The organism is Rhizobium sp. 3T7 (genome assembly GCF_020166565.1).
Lineage (GTDB): Bacteria > Pseudomonadota > Alphaproteobacteria > Rhizobiales > Rhizobiaceae > Rhizobium.
On the sequence record NZ_JAIQXS010000008.1, the window covers coordinates 228,817 to 250,977 of the forward strand.

The following is a 22,161-nucleotide window of genomic DNA, read 5'->3' on the forward strand; positions in this document are numbered from 1 at the left end:
TACATTCAGCCCTGTGCGGCGGGCGCCTTGCCGGATGCGGTGATGTTATCAAGCATCATCTGGGCACGATTGGCAACATTGCGGGGGCTCTGCGCGTCGTCGGCGATCGCCTGGAACCACTGGCGCGCCTGCGCCATATTGCCGGCCTTGTAAGCGGCAAGACCGAGCGCTTCGCGGGCCGAGTGGCGGAAGGCGCTGCTGGGCACTGCCATTTCCTCGACCTGGGCGGAAACCTTTTCGTAGGTGCCGCCTTCGATCAGCAGCCAGCCGGCGCGCATCTTGGCGGCGTCGCGCACTGCCTGCGGCGCTGCGGTGTCCTTGCCGATCGCGTCGAAAGCGGCAACGGCGCCCGCCGCGTCGCCTTTCTGCGCCAGCACGGTCGCCGAGCGCATACGCGCAAGGATCGGATAGGCTCCGTGACCTTCCTTCTCCAGCTTCGCGAGGGCAGCGAGTGCCTCGTCGGTCTTGTTCTCGTCGGCGAGTTTCATGGCAGCGATGAACTGGTCGCCCGTACCGGAGGACTTGTTGTCGTCCCAATACTCGTAGGCCTTGTAGCCGACGGTACCGAGAACGATGAGGACAGCGAGCGCAATCAGGTAGCGGCCGAACCGGCGCCATGCGCCCTTCATCTGGTCTGAACGCAGTTCCTCATTGACTTCACGAATGAAGCTGTCGTCGTTGAATGCCATTCTCGTCTCCGGCCACGGATATGCTTCGGCATGCGGGTTGCACGCACATTGTGGGGCCTTCTACCCCATTTTTCAGCAGTTGTAAGGGGGATCGGAAAGATTCGTCACATAACGATCGGGGCCACGCCAATCAACAACTCGTGCAGCTTGAACGTGATGAGTGCCCAGGCAACGACGCCGATGATCGCGGCATAGAGGTCATATTTGCCGGAGACGAAGGGCCGAAGGGTAAGCTCACCGGCGCGCTCACGGCGCTTCAGCGCAATGCGGAGGATGACGCCCCATGCAAGGAAGGCGCCGAACAGCAGCACCGAGGAGGTCTCGCCGTTTGCCAGCAGATGCGAGAATGCCCAGATCTTCACCGACAAAACCATCGGATGCTTCGTCTTGACCGCGATATGCCCCGCCGGCAGCAGCGAGGCGGCCAGACAGATCATGGCGAGCAACATCAGCGTCAGAGCGATGTGCCCCATCCAGACCGGCGGATTGTAGAGCATGCCAGTCACCTGGCGGGCCTGACCGAAGCCGTAGATCAGCAGGATCAGGGACAGGATGCTGACGACGGAGTAGACGCCTTTCCAGCCGCTCTCGCCGAGACGGTCGATCATGGACTGGCGAAGATCGGGCGCAATTACACGTATCAGATGAAGCCCAAGGAAAATGACGATCCCGACGATTAGCAATGCCATGGTGATCTCCTGTGCGTTTTCCGAGACTTAGCCGGAGCCACGCAAAAACGCCAGCGTCACCGCAGCTTCGCCGCATTTCTGTAACAGGAAAGCCGCAAACAAATTGTCGCGGTGTCTATGTTTCGTTCGTTTTTCAAAGCCTCCCTCGCCCTTTCTTTGTTCATTCCCGGCGCAGCGGGCGCTAGCGACCAGCCGAAGCAGCTGGTGATCATCTCGTTCGACGGCGCACACGACAACGCGCTCTGGCAGAAGAGCCGTGAGATGGCGGCGAAGAACGGCGCGCATTTCACCTACTTCCTCTCCTGCACCTTCCTGATGAACCAGGCAGCAAAGAAGGCCTATCAGGCGCCGCACCAGAAACAGGGCAAGTCGAATGTGGGCTTCGCCCAGAGCGACGATGAGATCCGCGAGCGGCTCGGCAATATCTGGCACGCCCATCTTGAGGGCCACGACATTTCGAGCCATGCCTGCGGCCACTTCGACGGCCGCCAGTGGAGCGAAGCCGACTGGTCGAAGGAGTTCGCGACCTTCCACGCCACGCTGAAAAACGCCTGGAAGAGCGTCGACCTGGAGGAGCCGAAAGGCTGGCAGGATCTGGTCGACCACGGCATCCGCGGCTTCCGTGCCCCCTATCTCTCGGCAACGCCGGGCGCCGACATGATCGCGGCAGAGAGAAAGGCCGGCTTCGCCTATGACGCAAGCCTGGTGACGAAGGGACCGGCCATGCCCGTCGAGGAAGCCGGCATCGTCCGTTTCGGCCTGCCGCTGATCCCCGAAGGCCCGCGCGAGAAGCCGATCATCGGCATGGACTACAACCTCTTTGTTCGCCACTCCAACGGCACCGAGGACAAGGCCGATTCAAAGGCATTCGAAGACCGCTCCTATGCGGCCTTCAAGGAGGCCTTCGACAAACAGTATGCAGGCAACCGTATTCCGCTGCAGCTCGGCTTCCACTTCGTCGAGATGAACGGCGGCGCCTACTGGCGCGCGCTCGACAGGCTCGTCAGCGATGTCTGTCATCACGCCGATGTCGCCTGCGTCAGCTATTCCGAGGCGATCCCGATGATCGAGGCGCGCGGCAAGCTAAAGGAGCAGGCACAAGCCTCGGGTCTTTAAGCGAGCATTCGGCCTCGTCCCGCTTCTTGCCGGGTGTGAAAGGCGCTGCGGCGTGAATACGCAACGCTCGGGCCTGCCCGATCAATCTCACCCTAGAGACGCTCGGGGATCACCGGTTGATCAAGGAAACGCTTTCCTGCATGCGCAGAACATCTGGCATCCACACGCCGACGCTGCCATAAATGAGCTTCATCGAGGGAGGCATCATGATGCAGAAGAATGCGCCGGACTTCAGCCTTCAGGGCAAGGTGACTTTGGTGACGGGAGCGAGCCGTGGCATCGGCCGAGCTTGCGCACTAGCCTGTGCCGCAGCCGGTTCCGATATTGTTTTGGGGGTCCGCGATGTCGCAGCGTCGGCGGGGCTGGTTGCCGAACTCGAGGGTGCGGGGCGAAAGGTACTCCCTGTTGAACTAAACATTCCCAATAAGACCCACATCGCACAAGCCGTCGACGCGGCGCTTACGACGTTCGGTCGGATCGACGTCCTCGTCAACAACGTCGGCGTGGCGCCGGGCAATCTCGCGGAACTCGTCGAGGAGAAGGACCTTGACGAGATACTCGATGTCAACATCAAGGGCACTTTCCTGATGACGCAGGCCGTTGGCCGTCACATGATCGAGCGCAATAGCGGCCGGATCATCAACATCAGCTCACAGGCCGGCACCGTGGCACTGCGCGGCGAGGCAATCTATTGCATGAGCAAGGCGGCAATTAATCACCTCACGCGCTGTCTTGCGGCTGAATGGGCACGCTATGATGTCACCGTAAATACCGTATCGCCGACGTTCATCCACACGGATGGTACAGCACCTTTTCTATCCGATGCCGACAATCACAAAGCGACGCTTGGTCACATTCCACTCGGCCGGATCGGCGAAACCGATGATGTGGTGGGTGCCGTCGTTTTCCTTGCATCGCCGGCCGCGAGCCTAATCACAGGCGCGAACTTGCTGGTGGACGGTGGATGGTCCGTCGCCTGAGGTTGAGGCGCTCCTGGAGTGGCGAGTCTTACGCGGACGAAAACGACAATCTCCCCGGATAAGGATCGCTAACGTCGTCAGCAAAGGCGATAGCGATCTAAGAGTTCGACCACCAGCGAAAAGCAACCGCAGTGCTCCTTCAGCCTAAAGCCAAAAACGACAGCAACGAAGTGAGGACGCCTGCCTTGCGGTCCATAGCTTTCCGCCACGGCCATCTGGTCCGTTTGCCATTAACGCATATGCGACTAGTTTTTATACTAGGTTACCCTCCTCTCATTGGCAGTCAGAAGACGACCGGGAGCAAGCCATGTGCCGAAATATCAAGCCGCTGTTCAATTTCGATCCGCCAGCGACGGACGAGGAGATCCATGATGCCGCGCTTCAATTCGTGCGCAAGTTGAGCGGAACCACCAAGCCATCGAAACGCAATGAGGCCGCGTTCGAGCGCGCGGTCATTTCGATCGCGAGATGCGCCCACGATCTGCTCGGATCGCTGGAGACTTCTCAACCTCCTCGCGATCGTGAGGAAGTGGCCGCAAAGGCCCGCGCGAGGACTGCGATCCGGTTCGCGTGAAGAACATCCTGTCACGCACAGGAGATCATAGTTCGGTTCGTCCGGGTGAATATCGGGCCAGCGAAAGGTCGGTTCAATAGACCGAGCCGGGTCAATCGACGACCACCCTTGGCGCAAACGCGTCTGCGCCCTCGCCAAGGCATGGCAGCATTGATGACGCAGTTCCGGCTTTTCTGTAGCCGACGACGTCAGCCGTCGGCGTGGATGATGCCGGCCTCACGCTCCAGGTAGCGCTGGTCGATATCAGGCAGCGGCTCACCCTCGATCGCGGATTCGAACGTGCGCAGGCGCTTGTAGATCGACAGGAGCTCAACGATCGTCGTCCAGGAATTGACGAGATACTGGAACGAGCCGCGCACCTGATCGAAAACATTGTTGATCTGCGTCATCAGGCCGAGCGTCAGCTTGCCGGCGACGATCGACGGCACAAGCACGATCAGGCTGAACAGGTTGTCGGCCTGTAGATAGAAGATGCGGGCGACGTTGAAATACATGTAGTGAAAATAGAGGCGGAAGTAGTTGCGGCGCACGTTGGCGAAGAGTTCGGCCACCGTCGGCGGCGTCGCGCGGTCCGCATGGTCCTCCCCGTAGACGAGCTCCTTGCGATAGGACGCTTCGACGCGCTGGTTGCGGAACTCGAGCCCCGGCAGCTTGATGCCGACGAGCCCCAGGAACACGGTTCCGAAGATCGACCAGAAGATCGCCGCCCAGACGAGCGCATGCGGCACTTCGCCAATCAGCGGCAGCTCGGTGATGTTGGCACCGATCTTGAACAGCACCGGCAGGAACGCGATCAGCGTCATGACCGAGCTGACGAGGCTGACGCCAAGGCTTTCAACCGTGGAGGAGAAGCGCATCGTGTCTTCCTGAACACGCTGCGAGGCACCCTCGATGTGTCGAAGCTTCGGCCAGTGCGCCATGTAGTATTCGTTCATCGCCGTGCGCCAGCGGAATATCCAGTGGCTGACGAAGAACAGGTTCAGCACGCCGACGGTGATTGCCACGAAAGCGATGCCGGCAAAGCCCAGCATGCCGAGGTAGAGCTGCGCCGCGGTGACCGGCGCCGTCTTCGCGAGCGCCTGTTGGATCAGGTCGTAGAACGGTCCGTACCAGGCGTTGATGGCAACGCTCACCTGCACCGAGAAATAGGTGTTGAAGATGATCAGCGCGGAGCCGAGCACCGACCACATCTGCCAGCGGTGCGGGCTATAGGTGAACCAGAAGCCGGCAAAGAGCGCGACTGCCAACACATAGTAGATGTAGAACCATAGGAACGGGGCCGACCAGAAGACAGACACACCAATCGGCGCCTCCAGACCTGGTGCCAGCGGCGGCAGACCAATTGCTGCGCCGAGGCCCGAACCCACGAAATACCAAAAGAGAACGGCAAGAAGCGCCCAAGCAACAGCTGAGATGAAGAAGAGCCTAGGCTTGGGGAAGTAGGATACGAACACGGGAGAGGTTGCTTTCCTGAACTGGAGTCTTCGGAGTCTCTAAACAGACCAATTGCGGCGAAAACTACGGCAGTTCGCAAAGAGCGGCAATGGGCTCGCCCCATTGTTACGCACTTGTAACGCGCTAAGACAACTTCCTGGCGACCGGTATCACCAGCGCCGCACACACCAGCAGCGCTGCGGCCGCGGCATAGGTCGGAGTCGTGAAGCTGCCCGTTTGCTCGGCCATCCACCCCGCAACAATGGGGCCGATGATCTGCCCGACCCCGAAGGCGGCCGTCATCGTCGCGAGTATCCGGCGCGGGCTGGCCGGCGAAAGTTTGCGGCCGATCTGCAGTCCATAAGCGGTAATCGCGAGGAAGGTTGCTCCAAACAGCGCGCCGCCGATAAGCGGAGCCACCGAGTGCGGCAGGAGTACGGTCGCCAGCACGCCGGCCGCCTCGATCAGCAGTGCGGCCACATAGACCTTCCCCAATCCCAGCGGGCGGACGAATGGCTTCCAGGCGAAGAGCGCCACCGAAGCGGTCAGACCGGCGATGAACCAGCAGAGAAACTCGACAGTCGGTCCGGCAGCATCCATACGCGCGATCGTGACCAGAAACGTGCCCGTGATCACATAGCCGAACCCGAACAGGCCATAAGATGCCGTGACGAGCAGCATCGGCAGGCTCCAGGCGATCCGCGGTTCCTTGCCGGTCTGTGCCGCGGCAGCCGGGCCTGCCGGCAGCAACCACCAGACCGCCAGCAGGCTGGCGGCCGAATAGATGGCTCCGCCGATCCAGGACGCTCGCCACGCCTCAGCGCTCCCGTGATAAAACAGCCCGACCAGCAGCACCATGACGGACGAGAGCGCGATACCGGCGCCTGGCCCCCCGAAATGCGCCGCCTGTACGTGATCGTTGCCGGCGATCGCCCCGTGGCTGAGCACAATCTGCGAACTGAAAACGAGAGCGAAGGCGCTGGCAACGCCTGCAAGGAAACGGATAACGGCAAAGGCCGGAACGAATGTCGTCATGGCCATGGCCGCCAGAAGGACTGCTGTCGCCGCAAGAGCAAGAAGCGCGACCTTGCGCTCGCGTCCTGTCGCCCAGCCATGGGCGGCGAGAACTGCGCCAACGAGGTAACCGACGAAATTCGCCGAGGCGATGAAGCCGGCATCTGCGGCCGAGAGCGGCACGCCGCTGATCATGCTCGGCAGGATCGGCGTATAGGAAAAACGGCCGAAGCCCATGGCAGCAGCCATGACGATGGCGCCTGCGAGGCCGGTTCTGAACAGGTTTTCGGGGAAGGTGTCATTGCGTGCCAACATGGATTGCTTATCGCCCTGCAGCATGGCGCCGACAATCAAGAATTTCTGATCGATCGATCAATCGCACGAAATCATGCATTCGCCCTTGAAAGCAATTATCTTACGATATATATTTTACGACATAGTGAACGATACATCTAGGAGTGACCTATGAGAGGTTTTAGAGGTGGAATGATGGGCGGTGGCGGTTTTCGCATGGGGCGGAAATTTGCGTCAGGCGACCTGCAACTGGTGATCCTGGCCCTGTTGGTGGAACAGCCCCGCCATGGCTACGAGCTTATCAAGCTCTTGGAAGAGCGTTCGGGTGGTTTCTATGTTCCAAGCCCGGGCGTGATCTATCCGGCACTGACCTACCTGGAAGAAACCGGCCTTGCTGACGTGGAGAGCGAGGGCACCAAGAAGCTCTATCGCATCACAGAGGGTGGCCGCAGGCTCGTCGAAGAGAACCAAACGATGATCGACATGACGCTCGGAAAACTGGAGAAGATCGGCGCGAAGATGGCGCACGTGCGCAAGATATTTGACCCCGAAAGCCGCAATGGCGATCGGGATGAGGACGGCTTTCCGGAAGACAAGAGCGAGGTCGCAACTGCGCGCATGCTGCTAAAATCGGCGCTTCGCCTGCGCTACCCCTGGTCGAAGGACGAGGCCAAGCGCATCGCTGGCATTCTGGAGCGCGCTGCCGGCGAAATTCTTGCCGGCGGCCGTTCGGGCGCGTGAGGCCTCAAGCGCCGCCTTCCGGCAGCGTCAGGATCAGCGGACCATTTCGCGTGGCGACGACCGTGTGTTCGTATTGCACGGTCGCAGCCTCAGGGTCCGCGTAGAGCGTCCAGGCGTCGTCGCCCCCCTCCGCCCAAGTTGCGCCAAGCGACAGGAACGGCTCGACCGTGAAGACAAGGCCTTCCGTTATCATCCGCTTCTCGGATGGATCCGGCCAGGTCGAGAGCTCGGCCGGCTCCTCATGCAGCGAACGGCCGATCCCGTGGCTGGCCAGATTAGCGACAAGGGTATAGCGGTTTTTCAGGGCGAAGGCACCGACGGCCTGGCCGATCTTGGCGAGCGGCTCGCCCGATTTGACCTGGTTTAGGCCAACCCACAGCGCCCTTTTGCCGTCGCGGCAGAGCTTTTCGATCTTCGACTTGTGCGGTGGAAGGCTGAAGGACGCGCCGGTATCGGAAAAGAATCCATCCTTCTCGGCGGAGACGTCGATATTGACGAGATCTCCCGGGCGAATGATGCGCGGCCCCGGAATGCCATGGGCGATCTCTTCGTTGACGCTGATGCAGGTAGCCCCGGGAAACTGATAGCAGAGCTCGGGCGCGGAGCGTGCGCCGGCCTCCTCGAGCACCTTGCGGCCGATCTGATCGAGCTCCAGCGTGGTGATGCCGGGCTCCAGTGACGCCCCCATCACCTGCAGGGCATTGGCGCAGATACGGCCGATTTCCTTCAGCTTGAGAAGTTCGTCTTCGTTTTCGATGATCATGAATCTCTACCCGGCCTTCTTCGGCCGGTCGGCCGGCTCTCGATCACGATGAGAGCACGACGGCGTTGGGAATCCAATTCATCCTTTACGGCATCGTGCTCCAGCTTCAGGCGGTGGCTTTCGCCTCTTCGTCGCTTTCAGTCAATGCCTTTCTGACGATCGGCGCGACTTTCGTGCCGTACAATTCGATGCCGCGCATGATCTGATCATGGGGCATCAGGCCGATGGCCATCTGCAGCAGAAAGCGGTCGTTATTGAAGAGCCGGTGATGTGCGATGATCTTTTCCGCCACCAGTTCCGGTTCACCGACGAAGAGCGCGCCGTTCGGCCCGCGCGATATGTCGAAATGTGCCCGGTTCGTCGGTCCCCAGCCACGTTCGCGGCCAATCCGGTTCATGACCTCGGCCTGCGGGCCGTAGAACTGATCGGCAGCAACGTCCGTCGTGTCCGCAATGAACCCGTGGACGTTGATGCTGGTCTTGAGCTTCGACGCCTCCTGCCCGGCCCGGCGGGCCGCCTCGCGGTAGAGATCAAACAGCGGTGCGAAGCGCCGTGGCTCGCCGCCGATGATAGCCAGCGCCACCGGCAGGCCCATCGCGCCTGCACGCGCTACCGATTGCGGCGTGCCGCCGACGGCGATCCACAAAGGCAAGGGATCCTGCAGCGGCCGCGGATAAACCCCGCGCCCATTGATCGGCGCACGCAGTTCACCCGACCAACTGACCGTCTCGTTGTCGCGCAGGGCCACCAGCAGGTCGAGCTTTTCCTCGAACAACTGATCGTAATCTTCCAGATTGTAGCCGAAGAGAGGGAAGGACTCGATGAACGAGCCTCGCCCCGCCATGATCTCGGCACGTCCATTGGAAAGCAGATCGAGTGTCGCGAACTGCTGGAAGACCCGCACGGGATCGTCCGAGCTCAGCACGGTCACCGCGCTGGTCAGCCGGATGTTCCTGGTCTTCACGGCAGCGGCAGCCAAAGCGACGGCGGGAGCGGAAGCCGCATAGTCTGGCCGGTGATGCTCGCCCAACCCGAACACATTAAGCCCGACCTGATCGGCGAGTTCGATTTCTTCGAGCAGATGCTTCAGTCGCTCGGCCCCTTCCTCACCCTTGCCTCGGCTCGGATTCGGATTCACGTCGGCAAAGGTGTAGAGGCCTAGTTCCATGGCTCGCATCCCGTTGAATCTAGAGATTGAGATAAGGATGGAGCAGCCTTAGCGCAAATATAAATTCTGGAACCGATCGTTCGAGAATATCGATAGGCAGCACCGCCGCGACCCGGGGATCGCGGCGAACTTTGATTCTGAAATCAACGACTTCAAAGCTTGAATGGAATCATTTTCCGAACGGCTTCGTATCTGAGATAAAGACCTCCCCAGGCAACCAGCCCGAGATAAACGCCAAACAGCAGGTGCGAAAAGATCGGGCTCCCGACGCGCAGATGCGTCGCGATCGCACCGCCGAGCAAACCCGTAAGCAGGATCGCCCCGAGCACCGACGTGCGTGGAATTGCGTAGAGCAGCGCGCACAAAAGCGTCACGACACCAAGACCGCGGGCCAGCATCGGATCGCCCGAGTAGCCGAGCGCCGTCATCGTTTCCGTAACCGGCGCGATCGGCACAAGCTTGATCGCCCCGTCGAAAACGAGAAAGGCGACGATCAGCCCGCTCATGATCGTGCCGGTGACGGTTTGCCAACGCGCAAGCCGCACATGTGAATCAACAATTGCAGACATGCCCCTATCCCCCTGTTTCGATTCTCGTTTTAGATCCTGGGAAGCAGTTCGGCGAGCTGGTCGGCGCATTTGCCCCAGCCCTCGTGGAAGCCCATCTGCTCGTGCTGTTCCTTGTCGGCCGCCGTCCAGTGCCGGGCCTTGGCGGTGTATTTCGTCCGCCCGTTGCCGAGGTCTTCGAGCAGGATGATGCCGACGAAGAACGGCTTTTCGGATGGCGCCCAGGCGCTGGTGAAAGCGTCAGTGAAGACGATCTTCTCGTTTTCGACAATCTCCAGATAGACGCCGCGGTTAGGAAATTCCTGGCCTTCGGGGCTGCGCATGACGATGAGGTTTGATCCGCCCGGGCGTACATCGACCTTCACATCAGACAGGGTCCAGGGACGCGGGACGAACCATTCCTTCATCAAGACAGGATCGGTCCAGGCCTTGAAGATCTTCTCGCGCGGGGCATCGAATTCCCGGACGAGGATCAGTTCGTGTTGGGCTTCTGCGGTCATTTCAGCATTCCTCCTGTTGAGCGAAACCTGTTGTCCACCAGGTTGTTACAAGGACGTGGGAGGTTTTCCGGTTCCGACAACCGGCGTGATCTTTTTCGAGATTATTTTGCCACGGGCCGCGCGGCGCCATAGGCGAGGCTGTCGATCTGCTGGCGGATGTGGGCGGCTTCAGCGGCGGAATGAGCAAGCGCGATGGCGCGATCGAAAGCCTCATGCGCCTCGCGAGCGCGGCCGAGCTGCTTCAGCAGGCCGCCGCGCAGACCGTGATAGTAGAAATAGCCGTCGAGCTTTTCACCGAGCGTTTCGACGAGCGCCAACGCCTCCTCCGGCCCTTTGAGTTTGGAGACGGCGACTGCGCGGTTGAGGGTGATTACCGGCGACGGCTGGATGCGCTCCAGCGCCCGATAAAGCAGCTCGATCTCTTCCCAGTCCGTATCCTTCGCGCGCTTGGCTCGCGAATGCAGCGCTGCGATTGCCGCCTGCAGCTGGTAGGGCCCCGGTTGGCGATGGCGGATTGCCTTGTCGAGCAGCGCCAGCGCCTCGTTGATCAGCTCGCGATTCCACAGCGAGCGATCCTGATCCTCGAGCAGGACGATATCGTTTTCGCCGTTGAAGCGGGCCTGGCGCCGCGAAATCTGCAGAAGCATCAGCGCCAGTAGGCCCATCAGCTCGGGCTCACCGGGGAAAATGCGCAGCAGCAGCCGCGCGAGCCGGATCGCCTCGTCGCTAAAGGCACATGCTTCGTGCTTCGGATCGGCCTGGCTGTAGCCCTCGTTGAAAACAAGGTAGATCATCGTGCTGACGATCGAGAGCCGCTCGGCCCGTTCCTGCGCATCCGGCGTCTCAAAGGGCACGCCGGCATTGGCAACGCGCGCCTTGGCCCGCGTGATCCGCTGCTCCATCGCGCTTTCGCCGACGAGGAAGGCGCGCGCGATCTGCTGCACGGTAAGCCCCGAGACGATGCGCAGCGCCAGCGCGATCTGCTGCGTCGCCGGCAGATCCGGATGGCAACAGATGAAGAGTAGCCGCAGGATGTCGTCGCGATAATTGGAATCATCCAGCCGCTCGGCGATGTCGCTTTCGGCGTCGCCGGTATCGGAAATCAGTTCCTCATCGGGAAGCGCCTGTGTCTTCGAGCGCTTGCGGACCGCATCGATGCCGCTATTGCGGCCGACGAATATCAGCCATGCCGTCGGATCGCGCGGCGGCCCCTTGTCCGGCCAGGTGCGGATGGCACGCAGGCAGGCCTCCTGGAAGGCCTCTTCCGCGATGTCGAGATCGCGGAAGTATCTGAGCAGCGCGCCAAGCGCCTTCGGTCGGGCCGAAGCAAGCGTCACGTCAATCCAGGCAATGTCTGTCATGTCGCAGATGCTCCCGGCCGGAACACGTAGAACGGCCGAATTTCATAAGACGTGGAACCGGGATTGACTGCGGAAAGCTCCTTGGAGAAGGCGACCGCCTCCTCCAGCGTATCGAAATCAACCACGTAAAAACCGAGGAGCGCTTCCTTCGTTTCCGCGAAGGGACCGTCAAGAACCAGCGGCTCCTCCTTGCCCTTACGCACGGTGGTCGCCGCCGTCGTCGGCATCAGCCGGCCCACGGGACCAAGCTTGCCGCGCTCGGCCAAGGGTGCCTGAACAGCGTAGAGCTTCGCCATAACGGCGTCCTCTTCCTCCTTGGTCCAGGAGAACACCGTTTCCTCGTTGGCATAACAAAGGATTGCATAAAGCATGTCTTGCTCCTCTTCCTCAATGACGAAGGAGTAGCGCGACATCCGACAGGACGCAGCAAAAAATTACAGCGCGTAGAAGGAGATGGTTAAGTGTTCGCCGGCAATAGCTGGAGGCGGCGAATGCGACATAAGGCAAACGGACGGGCGCACACTTCGCGGCCACCTTGGCGGGCAGCTGCCAGACTGAAGAGTGTTACGCCCACCTCAGCTCACGACTGCGACGGCAAGAGCCTCCTGCACAGCCAGCTGCGCCATCGCCAATGCGGCTTCGCGAGTCTTGGCAGCGGCGACGAAGCGACCGTTGTGACAGAAGGTTGCGCCCTTAACGCCGCAGACAGCCTCCAGATCATGATTGGTCAGGCCTGCCCAGGCAGCCGGCAGATCCGCCCGAAGTTCGAACCCCTCGTCCCCGCGGCGGATGCCGGTGACACACCAATCCTTTTCTCGCGGGTGAACGACAAAGAGCAGGTGATCGGCGCCCGCCTTCACGATGGCGGGACGGAAAGGCATTCCCGTCGGAAGTTCGAGGACACGCCCTTGCCCGGTACGGTCTATGGCTTGAAGGACGAGCGCTTCGGCCCGCAATTTGGCAGCGTTTTGGGCGATCTTCGCCTCGACAAAGCTGCGGGCGATGGCCACGGCATCTTGAAATTTGCGATCATCGGCATCCGGATCGGCATCATCGAAAACCGGCTTCAAGGTTTCCAGCAAGGCCGGCAGCGTCAGACCGGCGAGCGGCCCTGACGGGCTGAGTGCACCATTGTCCGTGAGATCGATCGGCAGCACGAAGGCGAGATCGAACGAGGCATGCGATGCCTCGACGTGGGCTTCGGGAACGCCGGTGGCAACCAGGTAGTCGCGGCCGTAGTGCTTCCAGATCAGCCCAAACGAGCTGTAGGGCTGCCCGTCCTCTCGCAGCGGCGCGCCACGCTGATGGTGGTCGAAGATGCCCTGTGAGGCGTCATATGCACCCCCGACGTCATAGACGATGCGGTCGGGGCCCGGCGTGATCCACTCCGGCGCCCTGCTGCGGATCAGGCGAGCCTGCGGGAAAAGCCGGGTCAGGATGACGCTCGACAGCACTTCATCGGCATGGAAGCCACCGGAATGGGTGACGAGGAAATCTGGATTCATGCCAGGATGCGCCTTGTTGTTTGTGAAAGTCCGTTTGCGGTTGGCAGCACATAACCATTGCCGGCTGCCATCTCAACCCGTCATTGGCCCAAATCCTGTCTTGGTTCGCGATGGAAAAGCCGTGGTATCATCCCGGCCGCGGCGTCTGCGTCGGTGCCGTCAAGCCGCCACCTCTGGCCGGAATTGCTCTGCAATCTCACGCCTCACATCCAAGACAGGAATGAGCCCCGTTCCGTCTGCCTGCCGCCTTGCGCGCGTCACACATCGGCGAGCGTGCGCTTGACGGCGCTACGCCACCCCTTGAGCTTTGCGGCGCGCGTCTTCTCGTCCATGTCGGGTTCAAAACGGCGGTCGCGCTTCCAGCTCTTGGCAAAGCCTGCGCGGTCCGGCCAGACACCGGCCCGGCTACCGGCAAGCCAGGCAGCGCCAAGCGCCGTGGTCTCGAGGATGACTGGCCGGTCGACGGGCGCATCGAGAATGTCGGCAAGCCGCTGCATCGTCCAATCGGAGGCGACCATGCCGCCATCGACGCGAAGGACGGTGTTGTCCACACCACCCTTCCAATCTTTGTGCATGGCGTCGACCAGATCGCGGGACTGATAGCAGACCGCTTCGAGCGCGGCGCGGGCGAATTCCTTCGGGCCGCTGTTGCGTGTCAGGCCGAAAATCGCCCCGCGCGCATTCGCATCCCAGTGCGGCGCGCCAAGCCCGGTGAAGGCGGGAACCAGATAAACCTCCTGCGTCGGGTCGGCGGCATCGGCAAGTTCCCCCGTGCGCGAGGCCGTATCGATGATGCCTAACCCGTCGCGAAGCCATTGCACGGCAGCACCCGCGATGAAGATCGAGCCTTCGAGCGCATAGGTCGTCTCGCCGTTCAGCCGATAGGCGATGGTCGTCAGCAACCGGTTCTTCGAACGAACGATATCGCTTCCGGTGTTGAGCAATGCGAAACAGCCGGTGCCGTAGGTGGACTTCATCATACCGGGCTCGAAGCAGGCCTGCCCGATGGTCGCGGCATGCTGGTCGCCGGCAACGCCGAGGATCGGGATCTCGGCGCCAAGGATAGCTTTCTCGGTAATGCCGAAATCATCGGCGCAGTCCTTCACCTCGGGCAGCATGGCTGAAGGAACCCGCAGGATATCGAGGAGATCCTTGTCCCACATGTTGTCGGCAATGTTGTACATCAGCGTGCGCGAAGCATTCGTCGCATCGGTCGCAAACACCTTGCCGCCGGTCAGCCGCCAGATCAGGAAAGTATCGACGGTCCCGAAGCACAACTCCCCCTTGGCGGCACGCGCCCGCGCGCCCTTGACGTTGGCAAGCAGCCACGAGAGTTTCGTGCCGGAGAAATATGGATCGAGGAGAAGGCCGGTCTTCCTGGTGAAGGTCTTTTCGAGATCCTGCCTCTTCAGCTTGTCGCAATAGCTTGCCGTGCGGCGGTCCTGCCAGACGATCGCGTTGTGGATCGGCTTGCCGCTCTCACGCTCCCAGACGACGACGGTCTCGCGCTGGTTGGTAATGCCGAGCGCCGCGATGTCCTTTGCCTCGATCCTCGCCTCGCGGATCGCCATCTTGATGGTCGAGACCACGCAATCCCAGATTTCCTCCGGATCGTGCTCGACCCAACCGGATCGCGGATAGATCTGGCTGAACTCCTTCTGGCCGGCACCGGCGATCTTCATCTCGCCGTCGAAGACGATCGCCCGCGTCGATGTCGTCCCCTGATCGATTGCCAGAACATATCCACCCATACCCGTCCCCCGCTGATCGTGATTGTCGGGAAAAATCAATAGGACAGGAGGGCGGGCGAGGAAAGAACCCAGCCCCTCTTCGACACAAGAGATTTGCCGCCGACGTAATTGCCAGCACCGCCGCTTTGCGCATAACCTCCACTCTACTGCGTCGCAAAACGGCTTGAGGAGAAAAGAATGGCCAGGACAGTCGTCGTCACCGGATCCACCAGCGGCATCGGGCTTGCGATCGCCACAGCCTTTGCCGGCAAAGGCGATAACGTCGTCATCAATGGCTTTGGAAAGCCCGAGGAAATCAAGGCGATCGTCGAGAAACTTGAATCACTCTCGAAGGCGAAGGTGACCCACCATCCGGCAGACATGACAAAGCCGGCTGAAATCGCGGAGCTGATCGAAACAGCCGCCAAGACCTTCGGCAGCGTCGATGTGCTGGTCAACAATGCGGGCATTCAGCATGTGGAAAAGATCGAGGATTTCCCGATCGAAAAGTGGGACCAGATCATCGCGATCAATCTGTCCAGCGCGTTCCACACCATGCGGGCGGCCATTCCGCTGATGAAGGCGAAAAGCCAAGGGCGGATCATCAACATCGCCTCCGCGCACGGCTTGGTCGCCTCTCCGTTCAAATCCGCCTATGTGGCGGCAAAGCATGGTATATTGGGCCTGACGAAGACGGCGGCACTGGAGCTTGCCGAATTTGGCGTGACCGTGAACGCGATCTGCCCGGGCTACGTGCTGACGCCCCTCGTCGAGAAACAGATACCGGATACGGCCAAGGCACGCGGCATGACCGAGGAGCAGGTCAAGACCGAAGTGATCCTCAAGGCCCAGCCGACGCATGAATTCGTCAAGGCAGAGGAGATTGGCGCGCTGGCTCTCTACCTCGCAAGCGACGAAGCCCGGCAGGTGACGGGTACCCACATCTCGATTGACGGTGGCTGGACGGCGGCATAACCATTCAAGATAAGCATAAAAACCAGGGAACCACATGAACGACAGCATCCGCTTCATCCTGAATGGCGAGGACGTTACGCTTGGCGATGTCCGGCCGACCGAGACGCTTCTCGATTATCTCCGGTTGAAGCGCCGGCTGACCGGCACGAAGGAAGGATGCGCGGAAGGAGATTGCGGCGCTTGTACCGTCCTTGTCGGGCGGCTGATCGACGGCAAGCTGCACTATGAGTCCGTCAATGCCTGCATCCGCTTCATGGGGTCGCTCAACGCCACCCATGTCGTCACGGTCGAGTATCTGGCGGCCAAGGATGGAACGTTGCATCCGGTGCAGCAGGCCTTGGTCGATTGCCACGGCTCGCAGTGCGGCTTCTGCACGCCGGGTTTCGTCATGTCGATGTATGGCCTCTGGCTTTCCAACGACAAGCCGAGCCGCGCCGACATTGAAAAGGCGCTGCAAGGCAACCTCTGTCGCTGCACCGGTTACGAGCCGATCGTGAAGGCCGCCGAGCAGGTGAGCCACACGCGCCCGAGCGCGCTCTTTGACCCGCTCGAAAAGACCCGCTCCGAAATCATCTCCCGCCTCTGGGCAATGCGCAACAGCCAGACCATCTCGATCACGACGGCCGAAGGCCGGCTGGTCGTGCCGGGTTCGCTGGACGCGTTGGCGCGCGTGCTGTCTGAAGAGCCCACCGCCACTGTTGTTGCAGGGGCCACCGATGTTGGCCTGTGGGTGACGAAGCAGATGCGCGCCCTGGACCCTGTCGTCTTCATAAACCACCTGACAGACCTGCAGTCGATCACATCTGGCGACGGCGGCTTCACCATCGGCGCCGGCGTCACCTACACCCGCGCCTTCGAGACCATCGCCAGGAAAGTGCCGACGCTTGGCCGCCTCATCAACCGCATCGGCGGCGACCAGGTGCGCAACATGGGTACGATCGGCGGCAATATCGCAAACGGTTCGCCGATCGGCGACACGCCGCCGCCCTTGATTGCCCTTGGTGCAACCGTAAAGCTGCGCTCGCTGGCCGGAACGCGAATGCTGCGGCTCGAGGATTTCTTCATTGACTACGGCAAGCAGGATCGCCGCCGCGGCGAATTCGTCGAGAGCATCTTCGTGCCCTATCCGGCCGAGGACACCCAATTCGCCGTCTACAAGATCAGCAAGCGCCGTGACGAGGACATCACCGCGGTTCTTGGCGCCTTCTATCTGACCTTGGATACGGAGGGAGACGTCAACGACATCCGCATCGCCTTCGGCGGCATGGCTGCCACGCCGAAGCGCGCGCGCCACGTCGAGAACGCCCTCATGGGCAAGCCGTGGAACGAAGCGACGATCGAGGCGATGCGCGCAGAGTTCGACGCCGACTTCCAGCCCCTGACCGACTGGCGCGCAACGGCCGAGTATCGTCAGCTGACGGCAAAGAACCTGCTAACGCGCTTCTTCTTGGAAACCTCCGGCGCACCGGCCGAGCTCCATCGCTTCGAGGAGGTTGCCTAATGGACAAGTCGACCTTCGCGGACCCCAAATTCATCATCAATGGCGCGATGCACGATGCGCTGCGCCACGATTCCGCCCACAAGCACGTTACCGGAGCTGCCGACTACATCGACGATCTGCCGGAGCCCACCGGGCTGCTGCATGGCGCGCTCGGCTTGTCCGATCGAGCCCACGCCGAGATCGTCAGCATGGATCTTTCCGAGGTCAAGGCGACGCCCGGCGTCGTCTGGGTGTTCACCGGCAAGGACGTTCCCGGCGTCAATGATGTCAGCTCGAACGGCAGCCGCGATGAGCCGCTGCTTGCCGAAAAGAAGGTCGAATTCCACAACCAGCCGATCTTTGCGGTCATCGCCGAAACGCGCGAGATTGCCCGGCGGGCCGCCCGCAAGGCCAAGATCGAGTACCGCGACCTGCCCCACTGGAGCGATATCGATGGCGCGCTCGCCAACGGCAGCCCCCTCGTCATCACGCCGATGACCCTGCAGCGCGGCGACGCCAAGAGCGAAATGGAAAATGCGCCGTGGCGCCTGACGGGCCAGATGCGGATCGGCGGCCAGGAGCATTTCTATCTGGAAAGCCATATTGCCATGGCGATCCCCGGCGAAGACGACGAGGTTACCGTCTGGTCGTCGACGCAGCATCCAAGCGAGATCCAGCATATCGTCGGTCATGTTCTCGATATCCCGTCGAACGCGGTGACGGTGAACGTGCGCCGCATGGGCGGCGGCTTCGGCGGTAAAGAGACGCAGGGCAACCAGTTTGCAGCTCTGGCGGCGATTGCCGCCAAAAAGCTGAAGCGTGCCATCAAGTTTCGGCCCGACCGCGACGAGGATATGGCTGCCACCGGTAAGCGCCATGACTTCCTTGTCGACTACGAACTTGGCTTCGACGACGAGGGGCGAATCCATGCCGTCGACGCGACCTACGCTGCGCGCTGCGGCTTTTCCTCCGATCTTTCGGGGCCGGTCACGGACCGCGCGCTGTTTCATGCGGATTCCAGCTATTTCTACCCGCATGTTCACCTAGCATCGAAGCCGCTGAAGACTCACACCGTCTCGAACACCGCCTTCCGTGGCTTCGGCGGCCCACAGGGTATGGTCGGCGGAGAGCGCTTTATCGAGGAAATCGCCTATGCGCTCGGCAAGGACCCGCTCGAGATCCGCAAGCTGAACTTCTACGGACAGCCCGGCTCCGGTCGCACGCTCACCCCCTATCATCAGGAGATCGAAGGCAACATCATCGGCCGGATCGTCGACGAGCTTGAGGACAGCGCCGACTATCAGGCGCGCCGCAACGCAATCGTCGCGTTCAACCGCAACAGCCGCTACATCCGAAAGGGCATTGCACTCACGCCGGTGAAGTTCGGCATCTCCTTCACCATGACGGCCTTCAACCAGGCTGGCGCCCTCGTTCACGTCTATCAGGATGGCTCGATCCATCTGAACCATGGCGGCACCGAGATGGGCCAGGGCCTCTACACGAAGGTGGCGCAGGTGCTGGCTGACAGCTTCCAGGTGGACATCGAGCGGATAAAGATCACGGCAACGACAACAGGCAAGGTGCCGAACACCTCGGCCACGGCGGCATCGTCCGGATCGGATCTGAACGGCATGGCGGCATATGATGCCGCCCGCCAGATCAAGGAACGGCTGGTCGCCTTTGCCGCCGAAAAATGGGCTGTACCTCCCACGGACGTAGTCTTCCTGCCGAACCGCGTGCGGGTTGGCGACAAGGAGTTCCCCTTCCCCGACTTCGTCAAGCAGGCCTACTTCGCCCGTGTGCAGCTTTCCGCTGCCGGGTTCTACAAGACCCCGAAGATCCACTGGGACCGGGCCGCCGGCCGCGGCACGCCGTTCTACTATTATTCCTATGGCGCGGCCTGCTCGGAGGTATCGATTGATACGCTGACAGGCGAATACATGATCGAACGCACCGATATCCTGCACGATGTCGGCCGCTCGCTGAACCCGGTGATCGATATCGGCCAGGTCGAGGGCGCGTTCATTCAGGGTATGGGCTGGCTGACCACGGAAGAACTCTGGTGGGACGACAAGGGCCGGCTGCGCACGCACGCGCCCTCGACCTACAAGATCCCCCTCGCCTCCGATCGGCCGAAGATTTTCAACGTCCGGCTGGCCGAGTGGTCGGAGAATGCCGAGCATACGATCGGCCGGTCCAAGGCGGTGGGCGAGCCACCTCTCATGCTGGCGATTTCGGTGCTCGAAGCGCTTTCGATGGCGGTTGCAAGCGTCGCCAACTACAAAATCTGCCCCCGGCTCGATGCGCCGGCAACGCCCGAGCGCGTGTTGATGGCCGTGGAGAGAATGAAAAAGGCATAGGCTGAAGTGGCAGCGCCTGGGGGCACTGCCACGCCGACCTCCAGGCCTACTGCTGGGACTCCCTGTTATAGCGCGGCTCGCGCCCGTCCATGAAACCGAGGTCGCGCTTGACGCGATCCGGCATACCCTCGAGCTCCAGCCTGTCCCATCCCGAAAGCCGGCGCAGCAGGCTCCGGCCAAAGTCGGACAGCCGGCTGAAAGTCCCGGCAGCCCTTGCCTGCCTGTCGTGTTCGATAGCGGCGCAATCCATGACATCACCTCGACAATTTGATCCGTTGGGTTGCAGACTGCGCCAATAAATGCTGCAATTCCAATCGAACGATCGTCTGGACACATAAAGAGAACTTATCCATGAAGCTGTCGAAACAGTTTCCCCTGAACGCGCTGCGGGTCTTCGAGGCGGTCGCGAGGCTCGGTAGTTTTACCAAGGCCGGCGAAGAGCTTGGCATGACGCAGACGGCCGTCAGCTACCAGGTGAAGCTGCTGGAGGAGAATATCGGCGAGCCCCTCTTCATGCGGCGCCCACGCCAGATCAGGCTGACCGACGCCGGCGAACGGCTGGCGCCCAAAGTGACCGAAGCCTTTGCCATGTTGCATGAAGCGATGGCCTCGGTTCGCGGCGCTGCTGAGGAAACGCTGCTGATCCACTCCACGCCGACCTTCGCCTCGCAATGGCTGGCGCGTCATCTCGGCTCGTTTCACCTCAAATATCCGGCCACCGCCGTACGCCTGATCACATCGGGCTCGCTGATCGATTTTGCCAGGGACCCGGCCGACATCGCGATCCGCAGCGGCAAGGGCGAATGGCCGGGTCTTGTATCGCATCGGCTGATGGCGATCGATTTCACGCCGATGCTGAGCCCCGAACTTGCCGCTAGCGCCGCCGGCGGCATCCGCCAGCCGAGTGATCTCCTCAAACTGCGACTGATCGATGCCGGCGACTCGTGGTGGGCTTCATGGTTCGAGGCGGCCGGTGTCCACAATCCCGACCTCGCGGGCCGGCCGCGCAGCCGGCTCGGCGCACAGTCCTTCGAGGCGAGCGCTGCTCTTGCGGGACAAGGCGTGGCGATCCTGACGCCCGCGTTCTATCGCGATGACATTGCGGCAGGTCGGCTGATCCAGCCCTTTCCAATCGTCTGCAGCGACAACGATTGGGACTACTGGCTGGCCTATCCGGAGAGCCGTCGCAACGTTCCTAAGATCAAGGCATTCCGAAACTGGATTCTCGAGGAAATGAACGACTCTGAGATCAAGGGCAGCTAATAGCCCATCTGTGGCGCGTAGAAGCAACGCGGCGTATCCTCGTTCGGGAACAGGCAGAGATGATAGTCGCCGTCACCTGAACGCATGGCCTTTCCCATGGGAAGCAGGAAGACATGCGCATGCGTGACAAGTCGGTGATCGCCCGGCAGCAGCGTCACCCGATAGCCATGGGGGGTAATCGCCACGCTTTTCGGCGGGATCATCTGGCAGTCACCGGTTTCGCTATCGCCATTGCAACAGAAGGGCTCATAGCTCCAACCCGAAGGCGCGTCATGGCCGTAAGCGCAGGACGCGAATGCAATCATCACACACACAAGAATGCTGCGCATTGGCATCTTCTCCGTTGATGAATGCGCCGCCGGAATGAAGCGGTTTTTACCTCATTCCGGCGGCCTCAAAATGAAACTGTAATCGAACCGTTACATTTCAAGCCACTTTGCAGGCTGCAAGGCGGCGTCGACGGACCGCATTTTCAAAGGCACTTCACCATTCGCGGCGCCCACCAATCGACCGTTGGCAAGCCGTCTCCGCAACCGGCGGACATCTCCAGCACGGGAGAGCATCCGATGAAAAAACGTCGATATGTTGGCTTAGCGCGTGGTGTTTTTACGCCGCCCTTGCTGCACGCCAGGACCATCAACTTCGGGCAGAGAATCTGATTGCGTGGCGATATCCGCAAGACCAGCAGCCTCGAAAAGGGCATTGATATGGCTTGTGTATTGCAGCCGTATCGGGATCGAGTTTCGTTCACGTTTGAAGGACGAGACAGGACAAATGCGAGACTCGAGGCAATCGGTTGCGGGGGTGCGAAGGCAACTGCGCCGTCGTGTCGATCACCAGCTCCCATGCTTCAGACAAGGCAAAGCCGCCTTGATCTCCAGCCGACAATGACATCAAAAGAACAGAGCCGGCTTCACCCATAGGTTCTGAGCTTCGGGAATGCGTGGCTGCCCCGTGGG

23 protein-coding genes are annotated in these 22,161 nt (G+C 61.1%); 8 read left to right on the plus strand and 15 right to left on the minus strand.

The genetic code is table 11. From position 1 onward, the window contains the following. Positions 1-5: 5 nt before the first annotated feature. Entirely contained in the window at positions 6-689 is a 684-nt protein-coding gene (locus K9B32_RS14525; RefSeq protein ID WP_224563213.1) for a tetratricopeptide repeat protein, read from the minus strand. Between the two features lie 104 nt (positions 690-793). After that, positions 794-1,378, minus strand: a complete 585-nt coding sequence (locus tag K9B32_RS14530; protein WP_224563215.1) for an NnrU family protein — start codon at positions 1,376-1,378, stop codon at positions 794-796. A 117-nt stretch (positions 1,379-1,495) separates the two neighbouring features. Between K9B32_RS14530 and K9B32_RS14535 the strand changes: the two genes are divergently transcribed. The 3 genes from K9B32_RS14535 to K9B32_RS14545 all read left to right on the plus strand — a co-directional run bounded on the left by K9B32_RS14535 (position 1,496) and on the right by K9B32_RS14545 (position 4,048). Further along, complete coding sequence (locus K9B32_RS14535) at positions 1,496-2,494, plus strand: polysaccharide deacetylase (protein WP_224563216.1); 999 nt, start codon at positions 1,496-1,498, stop codon at positions 2,492-2,494. A 209-nt stretch (positions 2,495-2,703) separates the two neighbouring features. Beyond that, on the plus strand, positions 2,704-3,474 hold the full coding sequence (locus tag K9B32_RS14540) for an SDR family NAD(P)-dependent oxidoreductase (RefSeq protein WP_224563274.1): 771 nt from the start codon (positions 2,704-2,706) through the stop codon (positions 3,472-3,474). Positions 3,475-3,781: 307 nt separating this feature from the next. Continuing rightward, entirely contained in the window at positions 3,782-4,048 is a 267-nt protein-coding gene (locus tag K9B32_RS14545) for a DUF2277 domain-containing protein (RefSeq protein ID WP_224563218.1), read from the plus strand. 188 nt (positions 4,049-4,236) lie between these two features. Here the strand turns inward: K9B32_RS14545 and sbmA are convergent, their stop codons facing one another. Together sbmA and K9B32_RS14555 are read right to left on the minus strand one after the other, a co-directional pair. After that, complete coding sequence (gene sbmA, locus K9B32_RS14550) at positions 4,237-5,502, minus strand: peptide antibiotic transporter SbmA (protein WP_224563221.1); 1,266 nt, start codon at positions 5,500-5,502, stop codon at positions 4,237-4,239. 124 nt (positions 5,503-5,626) lie between these two features. Further along, on the minus strand, positions 5,627-6,835 hold the full coding sequence (locus K9B32_RS14555) for a YbfB/YjiJ family MFS transporter (RefSeq protein WP_224563224.1): 1,209 nt from the start codon (positions 6,833-6,835) through the stop codon (positions 5,627-5,629). A 126-nt stretch (positions 6,836-6,961) separates the two neighbouring features. Here K9B32_RS14555 and K9B32_RS14560 point away from each other — a divergent pair, with 126 nt between their 5' ends. After that, on the plus strand, positions 6,962-7,531 hold the full coding sequence (locus tag K9B32_RS14560) for a PadR family transcriptional regulator (RefSeq protein WP_224563227.1): 570 nt from the start codon (positions 6,962-6,964) through the stop codon (positions 7,529-7,531). Between the two features lie 4 nt (positions 7,532-7,535). Here the strand turns inward: K9B32_RS14560 and map are convergent, their stop codons facing one another. The 8 genes from map to glpK all read right to left on the minus strand — a co-directional run bounded on the left by map (position 7,536) and on the right by glpK (position 15,145). Beyond that, a complete protein-coding gene (gene map / locus K9B32_RS14565) occupies positions 7,536-8,294 on the minus strand; it encodes a type I methionyl aminopeptidase (RefSeq protein ID WP_224563228.1) in 759 nt (252 codons plus the stop codon). A gap of 106 nt (positions 8,295-8,400) precedes the next feature. Next, positions 8,401-9,462 carry an LLM class flavin-dependent oxidoreductase gene (locus K9B32_RS14570; RefSeq protein ID WP_224563230.1) on the minus strand — a complete coding sequence of 354 codons (1,062 nt, stop codon included), beginning with the start codon at positions 9,460-9,462 and terminating at the stop codon, positions 8,401-8,403. Positions 9,463-9,614: 152 nt separating this feature from the next. After that, a complete protein-coding gene (locus K9B32_RS14575; protein WP_224563232.1) occupies positions 9,615-10,031 on the minus strand; it encodes a DoxX family protein in 417 nt (138 codons plus the stop codon). 29 nt (positions 10,032-10,060) lie between these two features. Further along, a complete protein-coding gene (locus K9B32_RS14580) occupies positions 10,061-10,528 on the minus strand; it encodes an SRPBCC family protein (protein WP_224563234.1) in 468 nt (155 codons plus the stop codon). Positions 10,529-10,629: 101 nt separating this feature from the next. After that, complete coding sequence (locus K9B32_RS14585; RefSeq protein WP_224563236.1) at positions 10,630-11,889, minus strand: RNA polymerase sigma factor; 1,260 nt, start codon at positions 11,887-11,889, stop codon at positions 10,630-10,632. Beyond that, complete coding sequence (locus K9B32_RS14590) at positions 11,886-12,260, minus strand: YciI family protein (RefSeq protein ID WP_224563239.1); 375 nt, start codon at positions 12,258-12,260, stop codon at positions 11,886-11,888. Before K9B32_RS14590 ends, K9B32_RS14585 begins: the two co-directional genes overlap by 4 nt. A gap of 204 nt (positions 12,261-12,464) precedes the next feature. After that, on the minus strand, positions 12,465-13,394 hold the full coding sequence (locus K9B32_RS14595) for an MYG1 family protein (protein ID WP_224563241.1): 930 nt from the start codon (positions 13,392-13,394) through the stop codon (positions 12,465-12,467). A 257-nt stretch (positions 13,395-13,651) separates the two neighbouring features. Then, positions 13,652-15,145, minus strand: a complete 1,494-nt coding sequence (glpK, locus tag K9B32_RS14600) for a glycerol kinase GlpK (protein ID WP_224563244.1) — start codon at positions 15,143-15,145, stop codon at positions 13,652-13,654. Positions 15,146-15,322: 177 nt separating this feature from the next. Here glpK and K9B32_RS14605 point away from each other — a divergent pair, with 177 nt between their 5' ends. From K9B32_RS14605 to xdhB, 3 genes are read left to right on the plus strand one after another with little or no spacing between them, the layout of a single operon-like run. After that, complete coding sequence (locus K9B32_RS14605) at positions 15,323-16,099, plus strand: 3-hydroxybutyrate dehydrogenase (RefSeq protein ID WP_224563246.1); 777 nt, start codon at positions 15,323-15,325, stop codon at positions 16,097-16,099. Between the two features lie 34 nt (positions 16,100-16,133). Further along, a complete protein-coding gene (gene xdhA / locus K9B32_RS14610; protein ID WP_224563248.1) occupies positions 16,134-17,600 on the plus strand; it encodes a xanthine dehydrogenase small subunit in 1,467 nt (488 codons plus the stop codon). Beyond that, on the plus strand, positions 17,600-19,939 hold the full coding sequence (gene xdhB, locus K9B32_RS14615; protein WP_224563250.1) for a xanthine dehydrogenase molybdopterin binding subunit: 2,340 nt from the start codon (positions 17,600-17,602) through the stop codon (positions 19,937-19,939). Before xdhA ends, xdhB begins: the two co-directional genes overlap by 1 nt. Before the next feature lie 46 nt (positions 19,940-19,985). Here the strand turns inward: xdhB and K9B32_RS14620 are convergent, their stop codons facing one another. After that, positions 19,986-20,189 carry a hypothetical protein gene (locus K9B32_RS14620; protein WP_224563252.1) on the minus strand — a complete coding sequence of 68 codons (204 nt, stop codon included), beginning with the start codon at positions 20,187-20,189 and terminating at the stop codon, positions 19,986-19,988. A gap of 101 nt (positions 20,190-20,290) precedes the next feature. Between K9B32_RS14620 and K9B32_RS14625 the strand changes: the two genes are divergently transcribed. Next, complete coding sequence (locus tag K9B32_RS14625; RefSeq protein WP_224563254.1) at positions 20,291-21,202, plus strand: LysR substrate-binding domain-containing protein; 912 nt, start codon at positions 20,291-20,293, stop codon at positions 21,200-21,202. Here K9B32_RS14625 and K9B32_RS14630 read toward each other — a convergent pair. Both K9B32_RS14630 and K9B32_RS14635 read right to left on the minus strand, forming a co-directional pair. Continuing rightward, positions 21,199-21,531: a hypothetical protein gene (locus tag K9B32_RS14630; protein ID WP_007789791.1), complete on the minus strand. Its 333-nt coding sequence runs from the start codon at positions 21,529-21,531 to the stop codon at positions 21,199-21,201. The two genes, K9B32_RS14625 and K9B32_RS14630, sit on opposite strands and share 4 nt — an antisense overlap. A 418-nt stretch (positions 21,532-21,949) precedes the next feature. Beyond that, positions 21,950-22,161 (minus strand): hypothetical protein (locus tag K9B32_RS14635; protein ID WP_224563257.1); only part of this gene is annotated, 212 nt, incomplete at its 5' end.

What these genes read in the sequence shown, in the direction of transcription:
- xdhB (WP_224563250.1), top strand. Translation starts at nt 17,600, where the DNA reads ATGGACAAGTCGACCTTCGCGGACCCCAAATTCATCATCAATGGCGCG.
- K9B32_RS14525 (WP_224563213.1), bottom strand. Translation starts at nt 689, where the DNA reads ATGGCATTCAACGACGACAGCTTCATTCGTGAAGTCAATGAGGAACTG.
- K9B32_RS14625 (WP_224563254.1), top strand. Translation starts at nt 20,291, where the DNA reads ATGAAGCTGTCGAAACAGTTTCCCCTGAACGCGCTGCGGGTCTTCGAG.
- K9B32_RS14595 (WP_224563241.1), bottom strand. Translation starts at nt 13,394, where the DNA reads ATGAATCCAGATTTCCTCGTCACCCATTCCGGTGGCTTCCATGCCGAT.
- K9B32_RS14585 (WP_224563236.1), bottom strand. Translation starts at nt 11,889, where the DNA reads ATGACAGACATTGCCTGGATTGACGTGACGCTTGCTTCGGCCCGACCG.
- K9B32_RS14530 (WP_224563215.1), bottom strand. Translation starts at nt 1,378, where the DNA reads ATGGCATTGCTAATCGTCGGGATCGTCATTTTCCTTGGGCTTCATCTG.
- K9B32_RS14630 (WP_007789791.1), bottom strand. Translation starts at nt 21,531, where the DNA reads ATGCGCAGCATTCTTGTGTGTGTGATGATTGCATTCGCGTCCTGCGCT.
- K9B32_RS14575 (WP_224563232.1), bottom strand. Translation starts at nt 10,031, where the DNA reads ATGTCTGCAATTGTTGATTCACATGTGCGGCTTGCGCGTTGGCAAACC.
- xdhA (WP_224563248.1), top strand. Translation starts at nt 16,134, where the DNA reads ATGAACGACAGCATCCGCTTCATCCTGAATGGCGAGGACGTTACGCTT.
- K9B32_RS14560 (WP_224563227.1), top strand. Translation starts at nt 6,962, where the DNA reads ATGAGAGGTTTTAGAGGTGGAATGATGGGCGGTGGCGGTTTTCGCATG.
- glpK (WP_224563244.1), bottom strand. Translation starts at nt 15,145, where the DNA reads ATGGGTGGATATGTTCTGGCAATCGATCAGGGGACGACATCGACGCGG.
- map (WP_224563228.1), bottom strand. Translation starts at nt 8,294, where the DNA reads ATGATCATCGAAAACGAAGACGAACTTCTCAAGCTGAAGGAAATCGGC.
- K9B32_RS14545 (WP_224563218.1), top strand. Translation starts at nt 3,782, where the DNA reads ATGTGCCGAAATATCAAGCCGCTGTTCAATTTCGATCCGCCAGCGACG.
- K9B32_RS14605 (WP_224563246.1), top strand. Translation starts at nt 15,323, where the DNA reads ATGGCCAGGACAGTCGTCGTCACCGGATCCACCAGCGGCATCGGGCTT.
- K9B32_RS14570 (WP_224563230.1), bottom strand. Translation starts at nt 9,462, where the DNA reads ATGGAACTAGGCCTCTACACCTTTGCCGACGTGAATCCGAATCCGAGC.
- K9B32_RS14535 (WP_224563216.1), top strand. Translation starts at nt 1,496, where the DNA reads ATGTTTCGTTCGTTTTTCAAAGCCTCCCTCGCCCTTTCTTTGTTCATT.
- K9B32_RS14590 (WP_224563239.1), bottom strand. Translation starts at nt 12,260, where the DNA reads ATGCTTTATGCAATCCTTTGTTATGCCAACGAGGAAACGGTGTTCTCC.
- K9B32_RS14580 (WP_224563234.1), bottom strand. Translation starts at nt 10,528, where the DNA reads ATGACCGCAGAAGCCCAACACGAACTGATCCTCGTCCGGGAATTCGAT.
- K9B32_RS14620 (WP_224563252.1), bottom strand. Translation starts at nt 20,189, where the DNA reads ATGGATTGCGCCGCTATCGAACACGACAGGCAGGCAAGGGCTGCCGGG.
- K9B32_RS14540 (WP_224563274.1), top strand. Translation starts at nt 2,704, where the DNA reads ATGCAGAAGAATGCGCCGGACTTCAGCCTTCAGGGCAAGGTGACTTTG.
- K9B32_RS14555 (WP_224563224.1), bottom strand. Translation starts at nt 6,835, where the DNA reads ATGCTGCAGGGCGATAAGCAATCCATGTTGGCACGCAATGACACCTTC.